The sequence below is a fragment of the Cupriavidus sp. 86D6 genome (assembly GCF_057815095.1).
Genome location: NZ_JBYPSB010000002.1, coordinates 561,758 through 580,355, shown reverse-complemented (window position 1 = coordinate 580,355; position 18,598 = coordinate 561,758). Strand labels below are relative to the sequence as shown.

Sequence of the window (18,598 nt, the reverse complement as noted above, 5' to 3'; positions counted from 1 at the left end):
GAGAGCCCCCATGAACAAGCAAACCGAACCCTTCCTGCTCGACGCCAGCGTGGCCGCCGAATCCACCCCGGTGGTCGGCATTTCGCGCCCGCACGAATCGGCCCACCTGCACGTGGCCGGCACCGCCACCTATACCGACGACATCCCCGAGCTGGCCGGCACGCTGCACGCCGCCCTGGGCATGAGCACCAAGGCCCATGCACGGCTGAAAAACGTCAACCTGGACCGCGTGCGCAAGGCGCCCGGCGTGGTGGCCGTGCTGACCGTGGACGACATTCCCGGTGTCAACGACTGCGGCCCGATCATCCACGACGATCCGATCCTGGCGAAGGACGTGGTGCAGTTCATCGGCCAGCCGATCTTCGTGGTGGTGGCGTCGTCCCACGACGCCGCGCGCCGCGCCGCCCGCCTGGCCGATATCGACTACGAAGACCTGCCCCCGGTGCTGACGCCCGAGGCCGCGCACGCGGCCGGCAGCTACGTACTGCCGCCGATGCACCTGACGCGCGGCGAACCGGCCAGGCACATCGGCGCCGCGCGGCACCGCGACCACGCGAAGATCCAGCTCGGGGGCCAGGAACAGTTCTATCTGGAAGGCCAGATCGCCTACGCCGCCCCACGCGAAAACGACGGCATGCATGTCTGGTGCTCGACCCAGCACCCGACCGAGATGCAGCACGCCGTGGCCCACATGCTGGGCTGGCATGCGCACCAGGTGCTGGTGGAATGCCGCCGCATGGGTGGCGGCTTTGGCGGCAAGGAATCGCAGTCGGCCATGTTCGCGTGCTGCGCGTCGCTGGCGGCCTGGAAGCTGCTGTGCCCGGTCAAGCTGCGTCCGGACCGCGACGACGACATGATGATCACCGGCAAGCGCCACGACTTCACGTTCGATTTCGACGTGGGCCATGACGACGATGGCCGCATCGAGGGCGTGCGCGTGGAAATGGTGTCGCGCGCCGGCTTCTCGGCCGACCTCTCCGGCCCGGTGATGACGCGCGCCATCTGCCACTTCGACAACGCCTACTGGCTGCCGAACGTGCAGATCGACGGCTATTGCGCCAAGACCAACACGCAGAGCAATACCGCCTTCCGCGGCTTTGGCGGCCCGCAGGGGGCGTTCGCGATCGAGTACATCCTCGACAACGTGGCGCGCAACGTGGGCAAGGATTCGCTCGACGTGCGCCGCGCCAACTTCTACGGCAAGGGCGAGCGCAATGTCACGCCGTATGGCCAGACCGTGGAAGACAACGTCATCCACGAGCTGATCGACGAACTCGTGGCCACGTCCGAATACCAGGCCCGCCGCGCCGCCACGCGCGAATTCAACGCCAGGAGCCCGGTGCTGAAGAAGGGCATCGCCATCACGCCTGTCAAGTTCGGCATCTCGTTCAACGTGGCGCACTACAACCAGGCCGGCGCGCTGGTGCACGTCTACAACGACGGGTCGGTGCTGGTGAACCACGGCGGCACCGAAATGGGCCAGGGCCTGAACACCAAGGTGGCGATGGTGGTGGCGCACGAACTGGGTATCCGCATGGAGCGCGTGCGCGTGACGGCGACCGATACCAGCAAGGTGGCCAACACGTCGGCGACTGCGGCATCCACGGGCGCCGACCTGAACGGCAAGGCCGCGCAGGACGCCGCGCGGCAGATCCGCGAGCGCCTGGCCACATTCGCCGCCCGCAAGGCCGGCGTGGAGCCCGATGCGGTGCGCTTCAACGACGATCTGGTGATCGCCGGCGAACTGCGCCTGCCGTTTGGCGACCTGGCCCGCGAGGCCTATGTGGCGCGCGTGCAGCTGTGGTCGGACGGCTTCTACACCACGCCGAAGCTGTACTGGGACCAGAAGGCGCTGCACGGCCGGCCGTTCTACTACTACGCCTACGGTGCCGCGTGCGCCGAGGTGATCGTCGACACGCTGACCGGCGAATGGAAGCTGCTGCGCGCCGATGCGCTGCATGACGCGGGCAAGTCGCTGAATCCGGCCATCGACATTGGCCAGGTGGAAGGGGCTTTCATCCAGGGCATGGGCTGGCTGACCACCGAGGAACTGTGGTGGAACCAGAACGGCAAGCTGATGACGCACGCACCGTCCACGTACAAGATCCCGACGATCAACGACTGCCCGGAGGACTTCCACGTGCGGCTGTTCCAGAACAGCAACGTCGAGGACAGCATCCACCGGTCGAAGGCCGTGGGCGAGCCGCCGCTGCTGCTGCCGTTCTCGGTGTTCTTCGCGATCCGCGACGCGATTGCCGCCGTGGGTGACTACCGGGTCAACCCGCCGCTGCGCGCGCCCGCCACCAGCGAAGCCATCCTCGATGCGGTGGAAGCCGTGCAGGCCGCGATGGCCACGCAGGCCGCCGGCACCGAAGCCGTACCCGCCTGACGCCAGGCACGCAAGACAGCAAGAGAGACCACCATGCAGGACGCCCCGCTCAAACCGTTCCGCTTCGCCGATGCCGCCCGCTGGGTGCGCGCCGGCGTGCCCGTGGCGATGGTCACCATCGTCGACGTCAAGGGTTCCGCGCCGCGCGAGCCCGGCATCCGCATGCTGGTCACGGCCACCGACCTGGTGGGCACCATCGGCGGCGGCCATCTGGAATGGCGCGGCATGGATATCGCGCGGGCGATGCTGGCCAACCGTCATGTGCGCGGCAATCCCCATCGTCGTATCGAGCGCATTCCGCTGGGCCCGGCCCTGGGCCAGTGCTGCGGCGGCGTGGTGAAGCTGGCCTTCGAGGTACTGGGCGAAGCCGACCTGGCGTGGCTCGATGCCGTCGAGACCGTGTTCCGGGCCGGTCGGGCGTTGCAACGCACGGTGCCGCCGGACGGCGCGATCACGGTCGAAGCCAGCCGCGCGATGCTGCATACCGCTGTGCTGCACGCAGACGGTACGTGGACCGACACGCTGGTGCCGGACGACATGCACGTGGTGCTGTTCGGCGCCGGGCACGTGGGCCACGCGCTGGTCAAGGTGCTGTCGACGCTGCCGTGCCGCGTGCACTGGGTGGACGAACGCGACACGCTGTTCCCGGGCGGACTGCCCGACAGCGTGGAGGCCGAGGCCACCGATACGCCCGAGTCCGTGGTCGACCAGGCGCCGCCCGGCGCGTACTTCATCGTCATGACGCACAGCCACGCGCTGGACCAGCAGCTTTGCGAGCGGATCTTCCGGCGCACCGATTTTGCCTATTTCGGCCTGATCGGATCGAAGACCAAGCGCGCCAGGTTCGAGCACCGTATGGTGGAACACGGCGTGGACCCGGCGCGCCTGCCGGAAATGACGTGTCCGATGGGGGTGGCGGGCATCACCGACAAGGCTCCGGCTATGATTGCGGTTGCCATCGTCGCCCAGCTGTTGCAGGTTCGCGAGCAGCGCATCGCCGCGCTGCGTGCCAACCGGCTGGAGGCGGTGCTTCCGTAACAGCACAGCCGTGATCCGGCTGTCAGCATAGAAAAGAGGCCCCATGACCATCGATGCCGCGCTGGCGGACAAGATCCGCCGTACCCCCAAGGCCGAACTGCACGTGCATATCGAAGGCACGCTCGAACCCGAGCTGATCTTCCGGCTGGCCCAGCGCAACCACGTCAAGCTGGCCTACGCCGACGTGGAGGCGCTGCGCGCGGCCTACGCGTTCACCGACCTGCAATCGTTCCTGGACATCTACTACGCCGGCGCCAGCGTGCTGCTGACCGAGGAAGATTTCTTCGACATGACGATGGACTACGTCAAGCGCGCCGTGGCCGACAACGTGCGCCATGCCGAGATCTTCTTCGATCCGCAGACCCATACCGAGCGCGGCGTGCCGATCGGCACCGTGATCGACGGCATTTCCGACGCACTGGCGCAGGCCCGCACCGAATACGATTTTTCCAGCAGCCTGATCCTGTGCTTCCTGCGCCACCTTTCGGAGGAAGACGCGTTTGCCACGCTGGAGGCCGCACTGCCCTACCGCGACCGCTTTGTCGGCGTGGGCCTGGATTCGTCCGAACGCGGCAACCCGCCCGAGAAGTTCGCGCGCGTGTTCGCCAAGGCGAAGACGCTGGGCCTGCACCTGGTGGCGCACGCCGGCGAAGAAGGCCCGGCCCAGTACGTGACCGACGCGCTGGACATCCTCAAGGTCGAGCGCATCGACCATGGCGTGCGTGCCATCGACGATGCCGCGCTGGTAGCGCGGCTGGCGCGCGAACGCATTGCGCTGACCGTGTGCCCGCTGTCGAACCAGAAGCTGAAGGTGTATCCGGACCTGCGCGACCATTCGCTCAAGCAGCTGCTCGATGCCGGCGTGGCCGTGACGCTGCACTCGGACGATCCGGCCTACTTTGGCGGCTACATGAACGCCAACTGGGAAGCCACGTTCGACGCGCTGCCGCTGGATGCGGCCGACGCCCACAAGCTGGCGCGCAACAGTTTTGAAGCGGCCTTCCTGCCTGCCGTGCAGAAGGCCGAATTCCTGGCGGAGGTCGACCATTTCTGGTCGGCCGCGCCCATGACCCCGCCCGCGACGGCCCACGTGACTTCCACGAGCTAAAGCGGGCGCATACCCAGAACGCCGGATGCCGCGCCCGCTGCCAGCCAGGCACGGGCGGGGCGCCGGCCGCCCCGAGACAAGACGATGACGACGACTTCCCCCGCCTCCGGCACCCATGGTGCCGTCACCCGCGCCATCCGCGGCCGCATCCTTCATTTCCTGCGCGACCCGCAGTTTCATGACGATGCCTATCAGTATTGGGAAGACGGCCTGCTGATCGTGACGGCCGGCCACGTTGCCGCCGCCGGATCGTACGACAGCCTGGCGGGCGAGATTCCCGCCGGTGCCGAGGTGATCGACCATCGCGGCAAGCTGATCGTGCCGGGCTTCATCGACACGCACATCCACTATCCGCAGACCGACATCATCGCGTCGCCGTCGCCGGGCCTGCTGCACTGGCTCGACACCTACACGTTCCCCGAGGAACGCCGCTTCAGCGACGCCGCCTATGCGCGCGGCGTGGCCGACTTCTTCACCGACGAACTGCTGCGCAACGGCACCACCACGGCCATGGTCTGGAGCACCGTGCACGCCGCCTCGGCCGACGGCCTGTTCGCGGCCAGCCAGGCGCGCAACATGCGCATGATCACGGGCAAGGTGCTGATGGATCGCAACTGCCCCGACTTCCTGCGCGACACCGCCGAGTCCGGCGCGCGCGAATCGGCCGACCTGATCTCGAAGTGGCACGGCAAGGACCGCCTGGCCTATGCCATCACGCCGCGCTTTGCGCCGACATCGACCGAAGCGCAACTGGCCGCCTGCGGCGAACTGGCCCGCGCCCACGACGACGTGTTTATCCAGACGCACGTGGCCGAGAACCGCGACGAGGTGAAATGGGTGGGCGAGCTGTTTCCCGACGCCCGCAGCTACCTGGACGTCTACGACCGCTACAACCTGCTGCGTCCGGGTGCGTTCTACGGCCACGCAATCTACCTGGACCCCGAGGACCGCCGCCGGCTGGCCGACAGCGGCGCGGCCGTGGCGCACTGCCCCACGTCGAACCTGTTCCTGGGCAGCGGGTTCTATGACTTCCACCAGTCCGACGCCAACCGCCTGAACGTGACGCTGGCCACCGACGTGGGCGGCGGCACGTCGTTCTCGATGTTCCGCACGATGAACGCGGCCCACAAGGTGGCCCGCATGGGCGGCTATCACCTGACCGCGCTGCGCATGTTCTACCTGGCCACGCGCGCCGCCGCCGAGGCGCTGGGCTGGCAGGACCGTATCGGCAGCTTCGAGCCGGGCTGCGAGGCGGACTTCGTGGTGCTGGACCCCGAGGCCACGCCGCTGATCGCGCGCCGCAGCCATCGCTCTGCATCGCTGGAGGAGCAACTGTTCGCGTTTGCGATGCTGGGCGACGACCGCGTGATCGACAGCGTCTACATCATGGGCGAGCAGGCTACGGCCGATGCGCCACTGGCAGCCTGACGACGGCTCGCCACTTCGACAAGGGGCTTTTCGGTCGCATGCGAACGAAAAGCCCCTTTTAGAGGTCTTGTATTGACTGGAATCAACACAACCGTCATCAAACCCTTCTAGCCTGTCGCATCCGTGCGCCCTCGAAGACTGGGCGCCACCGCATTCCGACTCGCTGGACCATCGATGACTGCCCGATCCGACACCATTTCCCCTGCCGATGCCCAAGACATCGGCACGGCGGCCGCACCCGGCCCCTCCCGACAGACCCGCCCTTCCGGCGACGTTCCCCTGCCGGAACCGATCGCCTTCGAGGCACCATTTCCCAATCGCAAGACCATCCGCGGCTGGCTGATCCCGCTGGGCCGGCGCAGCACGTCGCGCGCGCTGTGCCTGTTCGCGTTCGACTACGCGCTGTTCGCGGCCGTGCTGGCCGGCGTGGTGCTGCTGTCGGCATGGTGGGCCAAGGTGGGCCTGGGCGTGCTGGCCGGCCTGATCATCGCGCGGCTGTTCATCATCGGCCACGATGCCTGCCACCAGAGCCTGACGGACCATCGCGGCCTGAACAAATGGCTGGGCCGGCTGACCTTCCTGCCGTCGCTGACGCCATACAGCCTGTGGGAAGTGGGCCATAACGTCGTGCATCACGGCTACACGAACCTGAAGGGCTTCGACTTCGTCTGGGCGCCCTACTCGCTCGAGGAATTCCGCGCGCTGCCGCGCCGTCGCCGCGTGATGGAACGCATCTACCGCAACGGCTTCGGCGCCGGGCTGTACTACCTGATCGAAATCTGGTGGTTCAAGCTGTTCTTCCCGAGCAAGCGCCAGATGGCCACGCGCCGGGCGGTCTTCATGTGGGACTGCGCGCTCGTCGCGGCCTTCGGCGCGCTGTGGATCGGCGCGCTGGCGTGGCTGGCCATTGCCACGGACCAGTCCGTGCTGCTGATGATCGGCACCGGCTTCGTGCTGCCCTTCCTGGTCTGGAACACCACGGTCGGCTTCGTGCTCTATGTCCACCACACGCATACGAGCGTGGCTTGGTACGACACCAAGCCGATGTGGGCCAAGGCCCAGCCGTTCGTGTCGACCACCGTGCATCTGCGCTTCGGCATGGGGATTGGCGCGGCACTGCATCACATCATGGAGCACACGGCACACCACGTGGACATGAGCGTGCCGCTGTACCAGCTCAAGCGCGCCCAGGCGCTGCTGGAGCACGCGCTGCCGGGACGCATCATCATCGAGAACTTCTCGTGGCGCTGGTACTTCCAGACCGCGCGGCGCTGCAAGCTCTATGACTTCAAGGCACTGTGCTGGACCGATTTCCGCGGTCGGCAGACCAGCGAGAACAGCCCGGTCCCGACCTGAGAATCATTCGCAAAGTATCGTAAAAACGCCAGATTGATGGACATCATCCTTCGGTCTGGCTACAATGCGGGCTTCCATTGGGGAGTAGCCGCCCTGATCTCACCGCGCCGCGCAATGCGGCACCCGGAAGACAGGGGCGTACGTCAACAGACTTGACCAAATGCCGACATGGCAGGCGGTTATGGCGTGCGCAGCCAAGGACCTTGTGTCCGACGCCTGGCGAGACCGATGACCATACCTTTCTGGCCGGGCCGGGAAAGGTGTGTGTCATTGGCATCTCGCGAGATGCGTTTGCGGCCCGGTTCATGCACCAATAAAAATGGAATCGTTCCTCGTCTCCACAGGTATCGTCGCGCTCGCCGAAATGGGTGACAAGACGCAGCTGCTGTCGCTCGTGCTGGCCGCACGGTATCGCAAGCCCCTTCCCATCATTCTCGGCATCCTGATCGCCACGCTGGTCAACCACGGCTTTGCCGGCGCGCTGGGCGGCTGGATCACCGGCATGCTGGGCGCCAACCTGCTGCGCTGGATCCTTGGCCTTGGCTTTATTGCGATGGCAGGCTGGATGCTGATTCCGGACAAGCTCGACGACGCCGAGGAAGCCAAGCCGGTCAAGGGCGCGCTGGGCATCCTGGGCACGACGATCGTGGCGTTCTTCTTCGCCGAGATGGGCGACAAGACGCAGATCGCCACGGTGGCCCTGGCGGCGCGCTTCCATGGTGAAGTGCTGGCTGTGGTGGCGGGCACGACGTTCGGCATGATGCTGGCCAACGCGCCGGCCGTGCTGCTGGGCGACCGCTTTGCCAACAAGATGCCAATCGCGCTGGTGCACAAGATTGCCGCGGCGATCTTCCTGGTGCTGGGCCTGCTGGCGCTGTTCAACGTGGGCGGCTGACCCACATCGGCAGCAGACATAAAAAAACGGGGCCGAAGCCCCGCTCAAACCCTCGCCGGTCCGGTACAGCCGGCTGCCGACTGCGCAGCCTCCGGACCGTCGATCACCGATGCCCGGTCAAATCAGTTGGTCGTCTTGGCGCCGCCCTCGAACCACTGGCCCAGCAGCGCGCGTTCGTCGTCCGTAATCTGGGTCACGTTGCCCAGCGGCATGGCCTTCTGCTGCACGGCCTGCTGGTAGATCAGCTGGGCGTGCGACTTGATACCGTCGACGCTGTCGAGCTTGATACCCTTGGCGGCCGTCGGCATCATCTTCGGCTGCTCGGCGTGGCACTGCACGCAGCGCGTGTTCATGATTTCCTGAACCTTCACGAAGCTCACGGCCGTGGCAGCGGCGTCGCCGTCGGCGCCCTTCGCCACTTGCTGGCGCGGCTGCGGGGCGATCAGGAATGCCACCAGGCCCAGGCACGCCACACCGGCCGTCGGCCACGCGAAGTTGATCTTGCCCTTGTGCTTCAGGATGAAGAACTGACGGATCAGTACACCGGCCAGCATGACCAGGATCAGCACCAGCCAGTTGTTCTTGGCCGCATACGTCATGCTGTAGTGGTTCGACAGCATCGCGAACAGCACCGGCAGCGTGAAGTAGGTGTTGTGCACGCTGCGCTGCTTGCCGCGCTTGCCGTGGATCGGGTCCACCGGCTGGCCGGCCTTCAGTGCCGCCACCACCTTGCGCTGGCCCGGGATGATCCAGAACAGCACGTTCGCGCTCATGATCGTGGCGATCATCGCGCCGGTCAGCAGGAATGCCGCGCGGCCCGAGAAGATATGGCAGGCCGCGAAGGCTGCCACGGCCACATACACCGCCACCAGAATGCCCACGGTCCGGTCGCTCTTGCCGAAGATGCGGCAGATCGCGTCGTAGACCACCCAGCCGACGATCAGGTACGTCACCGCAAAGCCGACGGCTGCGCCAGGCGACATGTCGTAGACGTTCTTGTCGATCAGGAACGTGCTGGCGTTGAACAGGTACAGCACCACCAGCAGCGCAAAGCCGCTCATCCACGTGGAATACGACTCCCAGTAGAACCAGTGCAGGTTCTCGGGCAGCGACTTGGGCGCGGTCAGGTACTTCTGCGGATTGTAGAAGCCGCCACCGTGCACGGCCCACAGCTCGCCGTCCACGCCCTTGTCCTTCAGGCCGGCATCGGTGGGGCGCGTCAGGCTGTTATCGAGCCAGACGAAGTAGAACGACGAACCGATCCAGGCGATCGCCGTGATGACGTGCAGCCAGCGCAACAGCAGATTGGCCCAGTCGAGAATGTAGCCTTCCATGACTTGTCTCCTTGTTCCCGTCCGCCTTGACTCAGCTGCCGCGGTAGGTCGAATACGACCACGGCGACACCAGCAGGGGCACGTGGTAGTGCGCGTTCGTGTCGGCAATGCCGAAACGCAGCGTCACCACATCAAGGAATGCCGGCTCGGGCAGCTTCACGCCCTGGGCACGGAAGTAGGCGCCAGCGCCGAAATCGAGTTCGTAGACCCCGGGCTGCAGGTCGGCGCCTTCCAGCAGGGGCTGGTCGGCACGGCCGTCGTGGTTGGTCTGGATCGACTTCAGGGTCTCGCGACGATTGTCGACAATTTTATGCAGGGTAACCGACATGCCGGCACCGGGCGTACCGGCGGCAGTGTCGAGAACGTGAGTGGTCAAGCGTCCCATCCTGTTCTTCCTTTGGAGTGTGGGTTGTGAGGGGCGCCGCTGCCTTCACTAGCACCATTTGTGGGAAATGGTGCCCGCTCGGTACGTGTTTCAACGCATCCCGGCGCTGGATTGGTGCGAGGCGACAATGCGCCCGCCCTATCCTGATGACAACTCGGTAAATACCCGTAGTTGTCGAAAACCTGAGTCGGTTTTGTTGACAATGGTGCTTGCATATCCAAATAATTGTCAACAATTTTTAGATCGGCGAAGCCAAATGATCGATATCAAGACCCTTGATGTTGATGCCTGCACGGCTCGCTACGATCGCTGACCATCGCCTGTCCCGCTTCCACGAGTGCCCAGCATGTCCAAGAATCTCAAGCTGATTGCCGCCGCCGACGCCCTGCCCGCGTCCACCGATAACAAGCCCGCCCGCAAGGGGTCGGTGGAAGAGCGCATGTATCACGAGATCTACGACGCGATCATGGAGCACCGGCTGCCGCCCCGGACGAAGCTGACCGAGCATTCGCTTTGCGAAATCTATGCCACCGCACGTCACACGGTGCGCAAGGTGCTGTCGCGCCTGGCCGCCGACGGCATGGTCGATCTGGAGCCGAATCGCGGCGCGTTCATCGCCAGCCCGTCCACCGACGAGGCCCATGACATGTTCGAACTGCGCCAGATGCTGGAGCGCGCGGTGCTGGAAAAGCTGGCCGCCATGCCGAACGTGCGCACCGTGATCGCTCCGCTGCGCAAGATGGTCAACGACGAGCGCCAGGCCTTCCTGACCCACGAGCGTCCCACCTGGATCCGCCTGTCCGCCGAATTCCACACCGCACTGGCCGACCTTTCCGGCAACGAACTGCTGGTGACGATGATGCGCCGGCTGGTGTCGCGCACCACGCTGATGATTGCCAGCGTCGAAGCCCCCGGCCACAACGCCTGCTCGTTCGACGAGCACGACGACATTCTCGACGCACTGGAACAGGGCGATGCCGCACTGGCCCAGTCGCGCATGGCGCACCACCTTGGCGCCTGCGCGGACCGCGTACAGCCGGACGAACCCGGCAACTTCGATCTTCGCACCGTGCTGGGCCGCTCCACCTAGCACGATGTTCCCGCCGCCGGGCAACAGAGACCCCCTGTTGCCGATGCCATCCCGCCGGTTTTCCGTCGCTGATCAAGCCCGCCAGAGGCGCGACTGAAACCGGACAAGAACCGCCAACAAACGCCCTCGACAAAAGGCGACGACAAGGCGGTCAAGGGTGGAACCCGGCGTGCGTTCCCATCGAAACCAAAGGAGAGGAGACACACCCATGAATTCCGCAAGCACCACGGTCCCCACGGATCTGACAAACGAGCGGCTGCCCTCCGGGCGGTTGCTGGCGCTGGGCCTGCAGCACGTGCTGGTGATGTATGCCGGCACGGTTGCCGTCCCGCTGATCGTTGGCGGGGCGCTCAAGCTCCCGAAGGACCAGCTGGCCTTCCTGATCAACGCCGACCTCTTCGCGGCCGGCCTGGCCACGCTGATCCAGGCCATCGGCTTCTGGAAGTTCGGTATCCGCATGCCGGTGATGATGGGCGTCACGTTTGCGTCGGTAGCGCCGATGATCGCCATCGGCAACGATCCCAACGTCGGCCTGCTGGGCATCTACGGCGCGGTGATCGCTTCCGGGGTGTTCGGCATACTGATTGCGCCCATGATGGGGCGCATGCTCGGACTCTTCCCACCCGTGGTCACGGGCACGGTGATCACCCTGATCGGCGTGTCGCTGATGCGCGTGGGCATCAACTGGGCGGGGGGCGGCCAGCCCACCACGCGCGCGGTGATCGACGGCGTGGTCAAGGACGTGCCGAACCTGGCGTATGGCGACCTGGGCAACCTGGCCATCGCCGGCCTGACGCTGCTGGTCATCCTGGCGCTCACCCGCTATGGCCGTGGTCTGGTGGCCAACTGCGCCGTGCTGCTCGGCATCATCATCGGCACCTTCGTGTCCATGGCGTTCGGCAAGGTATCGTTCGACGGGCTCCATGACGCCAGCTTCGTGGCCGTCATCACGCCGCTGCACTTCGGCATGCCGACGTTCCAGCTGACCGCCGTGCTGTCGATGTGCATCGTCATGCTGATCACGCTGGTGGAATCGACCGGCATGTTCCTGGCCTTGTCCGACATCACCGGCCGCAAGCTGAGCACGAAGGACCTGACGGCCGGCCTGCGCGCCGACGGCCTGGGCACGGTGATCGGCGGGGTGTTCAACACGTTCCCGTACACGTCGTTCTCGCAGAACGTGGGCCTGGTCACGGTGACCGGCGTGCGCTCGCGCTACGTGGCGGCGGCCGGCGGCCTGATCCTGATCGCGTTCGGCCTGTTCCCGAAGATGGCGCACGTGGTGGCCTCGGTGCCGCAGTTCGTGCTGGGCGGCGCCGGCATCGTGATGTTCGGCATGGTGGCGGCCACCGGCATCCGCATCCTGGGCGGGTGCGATTTCAACCGCAACCGCCACAACCTGTTCATCGTGGCGATCTCGATCGGCTTCGGCATGATCCCGACCCTGTCGCCCACGCTGTTCCAGTACCTGCCCAAGTGGACCGACCCGTTCACGCACAGCGGCATCGTGCTGGGCACCATCGTGGCGGTGGCGCTGAACCTGTTCTTCAACGGCATCCAGTCGGCCGAGGAAGCCATGCGCAACGCCGCCGCGAACAGCCACGGCACGGAGTAACGCCACACGCCAACGACGAACAATCGACGCTGACAATCGGACTCGACAATTGCGCACGGACAATCCACGGCACGTTGCGCACGGTTGTCAAGTCTTTCGCCGGAAATCTGGCACGCGCTTTGCGTAAGCCAGTGCGCTCCAGGTTCCGGCCAGGCCCTCGCCCGAACAGCGGGTCGGGGGCAGCAGTTTGGATTTCTCTCCTGAAGCAGACACAACGAGATGACACACGATAACTATCCACGCGATCTCATCGGCTATGGCGCCCAGCCACCGCACGCCCGCTGGCCGGGCGGTGCGCGTATCGCGCTGCAGTTCGTGCTCAATTACGAAGAAGGCGGCGAGAACTGCGTGCTGCACGGCGACGCCGCGTCGGAGCAGTTCCTGTCCGAGATCGTCGGTGCCGCGGCTTACCCCGCGCGGCACATGAGCATGGAAGGCATCTACGAGTATGGTTCGCGCGCCGGCGTCTGGCGCATCCTGCGCGAGTTCGAGCAACGCAAGCTGCCGCTGACCATCTTTGGCGTGTCGATGGCCCTGCAGCGCCATCCCGAACTGACGCGCGCCTTCGTGGAACTGGGCCACGAGATCGCCTGCCACGGCTGGCGCTGGATCCACTACCAGAACATCGACGAGGCTACCGAGCGCGAGCACATGCGCATCGGCATGCAGATCATCAAGGAACTGACCGGCGACATGCCGCTGGGCTGGTACACCGGCCGCGACAGTCCCAACACGCGCAAGCTGGTGGTCGAACACGGCGGCCTGCTGTACGACGCCGACTATTACGGCGACGACCTGCCCTTCTGGACCGAGGTGGAAGTCACCGGGGGCGAGAAGAAGCCACACCTGGTGGTGCCGTACACCCTCGACTCCAACGACATGCGCTTTGCCACGCCGCAGGGCTTCAACACGGGCGAGCAGTTCTTCCAGTACCTGAAGGACGCGTTCGACGTGCTGTACGCCGAAGGCGATCCGCGCGGGCTCGATCAGCCGAAGATGCTGTCGGTGGGCATGCACTGCCGCCTGCTGGGGCGCCCGGGACGCTTCCGCGCACTGCAGCGGTTCCTGGACTACGTGCAGTCGCACGACAAGGTATGGATCTGCCGGCGCGTGGACATCGCGCGCCACTGGATCGACACCCACCCGTACCGGAGCCAGGCATGAGCCAGAACCCCTACACCATCACCCAGCTGAATGCGATGCCCGAAGCCGAGTTCGTCCAGGTACTCGGCGGCATCTACGAACACTCGCCGTGGTTTGCCGAAGCGGCCGCGAAGCAGCGCCCGTTTGCCAACGCGGCCGAACTGGCTGCCGCGCTGCGCGGCGCCGTTGACGCGGCGGGCCAGGAAGCCCAGATCAAGCTGGTGCGCGCCCACCCGGAGCTGGCCGGCCGCGCCGCCGTCCGGGGCGAGCTGACCGCCGAATCCACGCGCGAACAGGCCGGAGCCGGCCTGGACCAGTGCACGGCCGAGGAATTCCAGCGCCTGCAGGACCTGAACGCGGCCTACAACCGCAAGTTCGGCTTCCCGTTCATCCTGGCCGTGCGCGGCTACGACCGGCACGGGATCATCGACGCTTTTGCAAGACGTATCGAAAACGAGCCGGCGGTGGAGTTGCAAACATGCATCAACCAGATTCATCGCATTGCGCAGTTCCGCCTGAACGACTTAGTATCCGCCTGAAAAAAATCCACGGCAGTCAAGAGAGAGAAATTCAGGAACGTTCAGCGACGCAGCATCGCTGTAAAAAAGGACCCGGCCGCGCCGGTGCCAACTGCCACTGGCAGATACCGTGCGCGGCCGAGGGACAAAGCAGAAGAAGACCCCGCCAGGGTCCCGGCACACAAGAAAACGTTCTGAGCAGCATCACAACCACGGAGGTCTTACATGACGAAGCAGTACAAGCCGGCTCTCAAGCTGGCGGCAATCGCGGCCACCCTTTTCTCCGGCGCAGCCATGGCCCAGTCCAGCGTGACGCTGTACGGCATGGCCGACGCTTTTGTCGGAGGTGTCAAGGCACCGGGCTCGGGCGACCGTGCCTACGTTGTCAATTCTGGTGGCATGCAAACCTCGTACTGGGGCATCAAGGGTACCGAGGACCTGGGCATGGGCACGAAGGCCATCTTCGACCTGAACGGCTTTTTCCGCCCGGACACCGGCAGCACGGGCCGCTTCACCGGCGACTCGATGTTCAGCCGCAACGCGTTCGTCGGCCTGACGAACGACAAGTACGGCACGCTGAAGCTGGGCCGCAACACGACGCCGTACTTCGTGTCGACGATCCTGTTCAACCCGCTGGTGGACTCGTACACCTTCAGCCCGATGATCTTCCATACGTACTTCGGTACGCCGGGCACGGGCCTGTACGATCCGGGCATCATCGGTGACTCGGGCTGGAACAACTCGCTGGTCTACTCGACGCCGACCTTCGGCGGCCTGACCGCCAACCTGATCTACGGCATGGGCGAGTCGGCTGGCAGCAACAGCAAGAACAAGTGGGGCGGCAACCTGACCTACTTCTCGGGCAACTTCGCCGCCACGGTGGCGTTCCAGCAGGTCAAGTTCGACGTGGCACCGTTCGACCCGCAGAACCCGGCGCTGGCCAACCTCGACAAGCAGTCGGCCGTCCAGGCTGGCGTGACGTACGACTTCAAGTTCGTGAAGGCGTACCTGCAAGGCCAGTACATCAAGACGAACTTCACGACCAGCACCACGGGCGACATCAAGCACATCGACGGCCAGGCCGGTGTGTCGGTGCCGGTCGGCGCGGGTAACGTGCTGGCGTCGTACACGTTCGGCCGCGTGCTGAACGAAGTGACCAGCATCAAGCGCAATACGTTAGGCGTGGCCTACGACTACAACCTGTCGAAGCGCACCGACGTGTACGCCGCGTACTACTACGACAAGGTCACGGGCGTAGAGCACGGCGACACCTTCGGCGTCGGCGTTCGCCACCGCTTCTGATCACGGCAGTCGGCTACACCCGCAGCACTGAAGCCTGCCCGCGCGGCAGGCTTTTTTCTTGCGCGCGGCAGTCACCGTTGCGCCACAATGCTGCGCCGCAGCGCGATCTTGCGCCAATGCAGCAGGATCGGAAGCCATTGCTCCATAGGGCGATTCAATTGGCGGCGCCCCCCTGTTCTACCTAGATTGGTCTTCCGGACTGTGTGCCGGACCACGTAAACCAGGACGAGTGAGGTGACGCATGCGGCGCTATGTGAAATCCCGATCGGAACTGATGGCCATCCTGAGCCAGTGCCTGGACAACAACCCGGAATGCGGCGAGGTGGAGTTGCATGCGATGCGCGTGCATTCGCCGGACCACACGGGTTGCAACTGGAGTGCTGAGGTCGATTTTCGCCAGGACACCTTCGACGATTTGGCACAGCAGATGGCCGCGGCCCGTTCGATCATCGTGGTGATGCGGGAGCAGTACAACGTGCTGCAATAGCCAAGGTCTTGGCTGGGCACACGCCACCCGTGCGTACTGACCCGCCGACGCGCTGACACCCCGGCAGACGTGCCAGCGCACCGACAAAAAACCGGGCCGCGAGAATCTCTCGCGGCCCGGTTTCCTTTTGCGACCATCAGATCTGCAAAACTCTCAGATCGGGTGCAGGTGCTTAGCGGATCGCGCCAGCCTCCGCAACGGCCACGGCCGTCATGTTGACGATGCGGCGGGTGGTGGCCTGCGGATTCAGGATGTGAACCGGCTTGGCGGCGCCCAGCAGGATCGGGCCCACCGTCACGCCCTGGCCGCCCGTCATCTTGAGCAGGTTGAACGCGATGTTGGCCGAATCCAGCGTCGGCATGACCAGCAGGTTGGCGCTGCCGGCCAGCTTGGTGCCCGGCAGGAAGTGGCGGCGCACGTCTTCATCGAGGGCGGCGTCGCCCTGCATTTCGCCTTCCACTTCGAGTTCCGGTGCCACGCGGGCCAGGATCTCCGCCGCTTCGCGCATCTTGCGCGCCGACGGACGGTTCGACGAACCGAACATCGAGTGCGACATCATGGCCACCTTCGGATGCAGCCCGAAGCGGCCGATTTCCTTGGCCGCCAGTTGCGCGATCGCGGCCAGTTCCTCGGCGCTCGGATCATCGTTGACGAACGTGTCGGTGATGAACAGCGTATGTTTTTCCAGCATCAGCGCGTTCATCGCGGCAAAGACCTTGGCGTCCGGCGCCAGGCCGATCACGTCACGCACGTGTTCGAGATGAGCCTCGAAGCGGCCGACCGTGCCGCACAGCAGCGCGTCGGCATCGCCCATGTGCATCAGCATCGTGCCGATCAGCGTGTTGGAGCGGCGCAGCGCCACCTTGGCCATGTCCGGCGTCACGCCATCACGGCCACGCAGCGCGTGGTATTCCTCGTGATAGGCGCGGTAGCGCGGATCGTCTTCCGGGTTGATCAGTTCGAAGTCCGCACCGGCGCGCAGGCGCAGGCCGGCCTTTTCGATGCGCATCTGGATCACGTGCGGGCGGCCGATCAGGATCGGACGGGCCAGGCCTTCGTCCACCACACCCTGCACGGCGCGCAGCACGCGCTCTTCCTCGCCTTCGGCGTAGGCCACGCGCTTCGGCGCGGCCTTGGCGGCCGAGAACACCGGCTTCATGATCAGGCCGGTGTGGTAGACGTAGCTCGACAGCTGCTGGCGGTAGGCTTCCAGGTCCTTGATCGGACGCGTGGCCACGCCCGACTCTTCCGCAGCCTTGGCCACGGCCGGCGCGATCTTCTCGATCAGGCGCTGGTCGAACGGCGTCGGGATGATGTAGTCGGGGCCGAACTTCAGTTCGCGGCCGCCGTAGGCCGCGGCAACGGCATCGTTCAGTTCGGCTTCGGCCAGCTCGGCGATGGCCTTCACGCACGCCAGCTTCATTTCCTCCGTGATCTTCGTGGCGCCGCAATCGAGCGCGCCACGGAAGATGTACGGGAAGCACAGCACGTTGTTCACCTGGTTCGGATAGTCCGAACGGCCGGTGGCGATGATGCAGTCCGGACGGGCGGCCTTGGCCACTTCCGGGCGGATTTCCGGTTCCGGGTTGGCCAGCGCCAGGATGATCGGCTTGTCGGCCATGGTCTTGACCATGTCGCCGGTCAGCACGCCCGCGGTGGAGCAGCCCAGGAAGACGTCGGCATGCTTGACGATGTCGGCCAGCGTGCGGTCCGCCGTGTCCTGCGCGTAACGGGCCTTGTTGGCTTCCATGTTCGCGTCGCGGCCCTGGAAGATCACGCCCTTCGAGTCGACCACATACACGTTCTCGCGCTTCACGCCCAGGCTGACCATCGTGTCCAGGCAGGCAATGGCTGCAGCGCCCGCGCCCGACACGGCCACCTTGACCTTGCCGATTTCCTTGCCCACCACCTTCAGGCCGTTCAGCAGTGCCGCGGCCGAGATGATGGCGGTGCCGTGCTGGTCGTCATGGAAGACGGGGATGTTCATGCGCTCGCGCAGCTTCTTCTCGATGTAGAAGCACTCGGGCGCCTTGATGTCTTCGAGGTTCACGCCGCCCAGCGTGGGTTCCAGCGCGGCGACGATCTCGACGATCTTGTCCGGGTCGCGCGCATCGAGTTCGATGTCGAACACGTCGATGCCGGCGAACTTCTTGAACAGGCAGCCCTTGCCTTCCATCACCGGCTTGCCGGCCAGCGGACCGATGTCGCCCAGGCCCAGCACCGCCGTCCCGTTGGTGATCACCGCCACCAGGTTGGCGCGCGAGGTGTACTCGGCGGCCATCGCGGGGTCCTTGTGGATCTCTTCACAGGCGTAGGCCACGCCCGGCGAATAGGCCAGCGACAGGTCGCGCTGGTTCGACAGCGCCTTGGTGGCCGTTACCTGGATCTTGCCCTTGGTCGGGCTGCGGTGGTATTCCAGCGCGGCCAGACGCAGTTGCGCTTCGGGGCTGTTCGGGGCGTGTTGCGGTGCATCACCGCTGGTCTTGCTGCTCATTCTGCTTGTCCGGGAA

The 18,598-nt window shown here is 65.4% G+C and carries 15 protein-coding genes and 1 riboswitch; of the genes, 12 read left to right on the top strand and 3 right to left on the bottom strand.

What is annotated here, in order from left to right:
* Positions 1–10 precede the first annotated feature (10 nt).
* The 6 genes from xdhB (at position 11) to AC3G88_RS07710 (ending at position 8,214) form a co-directional block, all read left to right on the top strand.
* Positions 11–2,389, top strand: coding sequence for a xanthine dehydrogenase molybdopterin binding subunit (gene xdhB, locus AC3G88_RS07735; protein ID WP_488771207.1), 2,379 nt, complete (start codon positions 11–13; stop codon positions 2,387–2,389).
* A 33-nt stretch (positions 2,390–2,422) separates the two neighbouring features.
* Positions 2,423–3,427, top strand: coding sequence for a xanthine dehydrogenase accessory protein XdhC (xdhC, locus tag AC3G88_RS07730; RefSeq protein WP_488771206.1), 1,005 nt, complete (start codon positions 2,423–2,425; stop codon positions 3,425–3,427).
* Positions 3,428–3,470: 43 nt separating this feature from the next.
* On the top strand, positions 3,471–4,535 hold the full coding sequence (locus AC3G88_RS07725; RefSeq protein WP_400391574.1) for an adenosine deaminase: 1,065 nt from the start codon (positions 3,471–3,473) through the stop codon (positions 4,533–4,535).
* A gap of 84 nt (positions 4,536–4,619) precedes the next feature.
* Positions 4,620–5,963, top strand: coding sequence for a guanine deaminase (guaD, locus tag AC3G88_RS07720; protein WP_488771204.1), 1,344 nt, complete (start codon positions 4,620–4,622; stop codon positions 5,961–5,963).
* 174 nt (positions 5,964–6,137) lie between these two features.
* The gene (locus AC3G88_RS07715) at positions 6,138–7,319 is read left to right on the top strand and encodes a fatty acid desaturase (protein ID WP_488771203.1); all 1,182 of its coding nucleotides are present in this window, start codon (positions 6,138–6,140) and stop codon (positions 7,317–7,319) included.
* A gap of 67 nt (positions 7,320–7,386) precedes the next feature.
* Positions 7,387–7,608: riboswitch (yybP-ykoY riboswitch) on the top strand.
* A gap of 30 nt (positions 7,609–7,638) precedes the next feature.
* A complete protein-coding gene (locus AC3G88_RS07710; RefSeq protein WP_153947560.1) occupies positions 7,639–8,214 on the top strand; it encodes a TMEM165/GDT1 family protein in 576 nt (191 codons plus the stop codon).
* A gap of 122 nt (positions 8,215–8,336) precedes the next feature.
* Here AC3G88_RS07710 and AC3G88_RS07705 read toward each other — a convergent pair whose 3' ends face one another.
* Both AC3G88_RS07705 and uraH read right to left on the bottom strand, forming a co-directional pair.
* Positions 8,337–9,548 (bottom strand): urate hydroxylase PuuD, encoded by a 1,212-nt coding sequence (locus tag AC3G88_RS07705; RefSeq protein WP_153947559.1) that lies wholly within the window; start codon positions 9,546–9,548, stop codon positions 8,337–8,339.
* Between the two features lie 31 nt (positions 9,549–9,579).
* Positions 9,580–9,933: a hydroxyisourate hydrolase gene (uraH, locus tag AC3G88_RS07700; RefSeq protein ID WP_153947558.1), complete on the bottom strand. Its 354-nt coding sequence runs from the start codon at positions 9,931–9,933 to the stop codon at positions 9,580–9,582.
* A 346-nt stretch (positions 9,934–10,279) separates the two neighbouring features.
* Here uraH and AC3G88_RS07695 point away from each other — a divergent pair, with 346 nt between their 5' ends.
* From AC3G88_RS07695 to AC3G88_RS07670, 6 genes are all read left to right on the top strand, one after another.
* A complete protein-coding gene (locus tag AC3G88_RS07695; RefSeq protein ID WP_153947557.1) occupies positions 10,280–11,023 on the top strand; it encodes a GntR family transcriptional regulator in 744 nt (247 codons plus the stop codon).
* Positions 11,024–11,231: 208 nt separating this feature from the next.
* Complete coding sequence (locus AC3G88_RS07690; RefSeq protein ID WP_488771201.1) at positions 11,232–12,638, top strand: nucleobase:cation symporter-2 family protein; 1,407 nt, start codon at positions 11,232–11,234, stop codon at positions 12,636–12,638.
* 219 nt (positions 12,639–12,857) lie between these two features.
* A complete protein-coding gene (gene puuE, locus AC3G88_RS07685; protein ID WP_488771200.1) occupies positions 12,858–13,802 on the top strand; it encodes an allantoinase PuuE in 945 nt (314 codons plus the stop codon).
* On the top strand, positions 13,799–14,320 hold the full coding sequence (gene uraD / locus AC3G88_RS07680; protein WP_488771198.1) for a 2-oxo-4-hydroxy-4-carboxy-5-ureidoimidazoline decarboxylase: 522 nt from the start codon (positions 13,799–13,801) through the stop codon (positions 14,318–14,320). Before puuE ends, uraD begins: the two co-directional genes overlap by 4 nt.
* Positions 14,321–14,524: 204 nt before the next feature.
* Positions 14,525–15,601, top strand: a complete 1,077-nt coding sequence (locus AC3G88_RS07675; protein WP_488771197.1) for a porin — start codon at positions 14,525–14,527, stop codon at positions 15,599–15,601.
* Positions 15,602–15,842: 241 nt separating this feature from the next.
* Entirely contained in the window at positions 15,843–16,088 is a 246-nt protein-coding gene (locus tag AC3G88_RS07670) for a hypothetical protein (protein ID WP_029051014.1), read from the top strand.
* Between the two features lie 172 nt (positions 16,089–16,260).
* Here the strand turns inward: AC3G88_RS07670 and AC3G88_RS07665 are convergent, their stop codons facing one another.
* The gene (locus tag AC3G88_RS07665) at positions 16,261–18,582 is read right to left on the bottom strand and encodes an NADP-dependent malic enzyme (protein WP_400395114.1); all 2,322 of its coding nucleotides are present in this window, start codon (positions 18,580–18,582) and stop codon (positions 16,261–16,263) included.
* Between the last annotated feature and the right edge of the window lie 16 nt (positions 18,583–18,598).